Origin of the sequence: Frigidibacter sp., assembly GCF_030695035.1 — a bacterium.
Taxonomy (GTDB): domain Bacteria; phylum Pseudomonadota; class Alphaproteobacteria; order Rhodobacterales; family Rhodobacteraceae; genus Frigidibacter.
The window spans coordinates 1-2844 of record NZ_JAUYTT010000007.1 but is presented as its reverse complement, the minus strand read 5'-3'; the positions used below and the strand labels follow the sequence as shown (position 1 = coordinate 2844).

General features: G+C 66.3%; 3 protein-coding genes. All 3 read right to left on the bottom strand.

The features are described 5' to 3' along the window. Positions 1 to 868 (bottom strand): glucose-1-phosphate thymidylyltransferase RfbA (gene rfbA / locus Q8S30_RS04110; protein ID WP_305664770.1); only part of this gene is annotated, 868 nt, incomplete at its 3' end. Further along, positions 865 to 1779, bottom strand: a complete 915-nt coding sequence (gene rfbD / locus Q8S30_RS04105; protein WP_305664769.1) for a dTDP-4-dehydrorhamnose reductase — start codon at positions 1777 to 1779, stop codon at positions 865 to 867. The genes rfbA and rfbD, both read right to left, overlap by 4 nt. Continuing rightward, positions 1772 to 2830, bottom strand: coding sequence for a dTDP-glucose 4,6-dehydratase (gene rfbB, locus Q8S30_RS04100; RefSeq protein WP_305664771.1), 1059 nt, complete (start codon positions 2828 to 2830; stop codon positions 1772 to 1774). Before rfbB ends, rfbD begins: the two co-directional genes overlap by 8 nt. Positions 2831 to 2844: the final 14 nt, after the last annotated feature.

The window sequence follows — 2844 nt, the reverse complement described above, 5'->3', positions numbered from 1 at the left end:
TCCGCTCCAGCACCGTGTGTTTCAGGTATCGGCCGTAGTCGCTCTTGCCCAGCGCGCTGACGATGGTCTCCATCTGCGCCCGGTCGATGAAGCCCTGGTCGAAGGCGATCTCCTCGGGGCAGGCGATCTTGAAGCCCTGGCGCTTCTCGAGGGTGCGCACGAATTCTGCGGCCTCCAGCAGGCTGTCGGGCGTGCCGGTGTCCAGCCAGGCGAAGCCCCGGCCCATGATCTCGACCGACAGTTGGCCGCGGTTCAGGTACTCGCGGTTAACGTCGGTGATCTCCAGCTCGCCCCGCGCGGAGGGTTTCAGATTGGCGGCGATGTCGACGACCTGTTCGTCGTAGAAATACAGGCCCGTGACCGCCCAGGGCGATTTAGGGACCGGGGGCTTCTCCTCGATCGACAGGGCGCGCATGTCGCGGTCGAACTCGACCACGCCGTACCGCTCTGGATCATTGACATGATAGGCGAAGACCGAGGCCCCCGTCGGCCGGGCCATGGCGCTCTTGAACAGGTCGATGATGCCGTGGCCGTAGAAGATGTTGTCGCCCAGGATCAGCGACGAGGGTCCGCCGGCGACGAAATCGGCCCCGATGATATAAGCTTGGGCCAGACCGTCAGGGCTGGGCTGGACCGCATACTGGATGTCCATGCCCCATTTCGATCCGTCGCCCAGCAGGGCCTGGAAACTGGGCGTATCGCGCGGGGTCGAGATGATCAGGACCTCGCGGATGCCGGCCAGCATCAGGGTCGACAGCGGATAATAGATCATCGGCTTGTCGTAGATCGGCATCAGCTGCTTGGACGTGACCAGGGTCATCGGATGCAGGCGCGTGCCCGATCCGCCGGCCAGAATAATGCCCTTCATCGCGGCGTCTCCTCATGCAGTTCGGCGACGATATCGGCCACGGCGTCCTTCCATGGACGCGGCGTGATCCCGTAGTCGCGGGTGATCTTGAACGTCGACAGGCGCGAATTGGCCGGGCGGCGGGCCGGCGTCGGATAGTCCGCCGTCGTGATGCCCTCAACGGCGGCGGAGGGCCCGCCACGGGCCGCGCTGAGTGCGAAGATCTCGCGCGCCAGTCCGGCCCAGCTGGTCGAGCCGCCATTGACGAAATGATAGACACCCGTCGGCGCTGCCGGATCGGCGATCATCTTCAGGGTGATAGTGGCCAGGGCCTCGGCAATATCCTTCGCCGAGGTCGGACAGCCGGTCTGGTCGTCGACGACCCGCAGGGCTGGCCGGTCTACGGCCAGCCTCAGCATGGTCTTGAGGAAGTTGGCCCGGTGCGGGCTCAGCACCCAGGCCGTCCGCAACACCACAGAGCGGGGGTTGCCGGTCCGCACCGCGACCTCGCCCGCCAGTTTGGAGGCACCATAGACGCCGAGGGGCCCCACCGGATCGCTCTCGGCGTAGTCGGCCTCGGCCGTGCCGTCGAAGACATAGTCGGTCGAGACCTGGATCAGGGGAACGCCCGCCGCTCGCGTGACCTCGGCCAGCACGGCCGGCCCCATAGCGTTGGCGGCAAAGGCGGCCGCCACCTCGGTCTCGGCCTTGTCGACGGCGGTCCAGGCCCCGGAGTTGATCACCGCCTTGAACGGAGTGGCGGCGAACAAGGCGCGCACCGCGTCCGCATCCCCCAGATCCAGCTGATCCCGCGTCGGCATATGCAGCCGCACCCGCTCCGGCCAGGCGAACCGGGCCAGTTCCAGACCCACCTGCCCGGCCCCGCCGGTGATCAGTACGTCGATGACGTCTTCAGGCCCAACCTCAGCCATGGGCGACGCCCAGCCGCTCGGTCTTGTAGCGCCCGTCGAGGATGGCCTGCCACCACGACCGGTTGCCCAGGTACCAGCGCACCGTCCGCTCGACGCCCTCCTCGAAGGTCACCGACGGGGTCCAGCCCAGCTCGTCGCGGATCTTGGTCGCGTCGATGGCATAGCGGGCGTCGTGGCCCGGACGATCGGTCACAAAGGTGATCTGGTCGGCATAGGGTTTGCCGTCGGCGCGGGGTTGCAGCCGGTCGAGGGTGGCGCAGATGGCCTTGACCACATCGATGTTCCGGCGCTCGGCATTGCCGCCGACATTGTAGGTCTGGCCCGGACGGCCGCGCTCGAACACCGCCTGCAGCGCCCGGGCGTGATCGTCGACAAACAGCCAGTCGCGCACGTTCGATCCGTCACCATAGACCGGCAGGGGCTCACCATTCAGGGCGCGGATGATGATCAGGGGGATCAGTTTCTCGGGGAAATGATAGGGGCCGTAGTTGTTCGAGCAGTTGGTCATCAGGACCGGCAGGCCATAGGTATGGCCCCAGGCGCTGACGAGGTGGTCAGAAGCCGCCTTGGACGCCGAATAGGGCGAGCGCGGATCATAGGGGGTGGTCTCGCTGAACAGCCCCGTCTCGCCCAGAGAGCCGAACACCTCATCGGTCGAGATATGGTGGAAACGGAAGGCGGCCTTTGCCGCCTCGTCCAGACCCCGGTAATAGCCCAGCGCCTGCTGCAGCATGGTGAAGGTGCCCACAACATTGGTCTGGACGAACTCGCCCGGGCCGTCGATCGAGCGATCGACATGGCTCTCGGCCGCCAGATGGGCGATCACATGCGGACGGAAGTCGGCCAGGGCCGCGGCGACCGCGTCCGCATCGCAGATGTCAGCCTGGACAAAGCCGTAACGGTTGCTGGTGGCCGCCGGCTCCAGCGAGCTGAGCAGACCCGCATAGGTCAGTTTGTCGAACACCAGCACCTCGTGGTCGGTGTGCTCGATCAGGCGACGGACCAGGGCCGAGCCGATGAAGCCGGCGCCGCCGGTGACCAGAATACGCATCGAAAACAGTCTCC

Excerpts from the sequence above, each read along its gene's own strand:
- rfbD (WP_305664769.1), bottom strand. The coding sequence starts at position 1,779 with ATGGCTGAGGTTGGGCCTGAAGACGTCATCGACGTACTGATCACCGGC.
- rfbB (WP_305664771.1), bottom strand. The coding sequence starts at position 2,830 with ATGCGTATTCTGGTCACCGGCGGCGCCGGCTTCATCGGCTCGGCCCTG.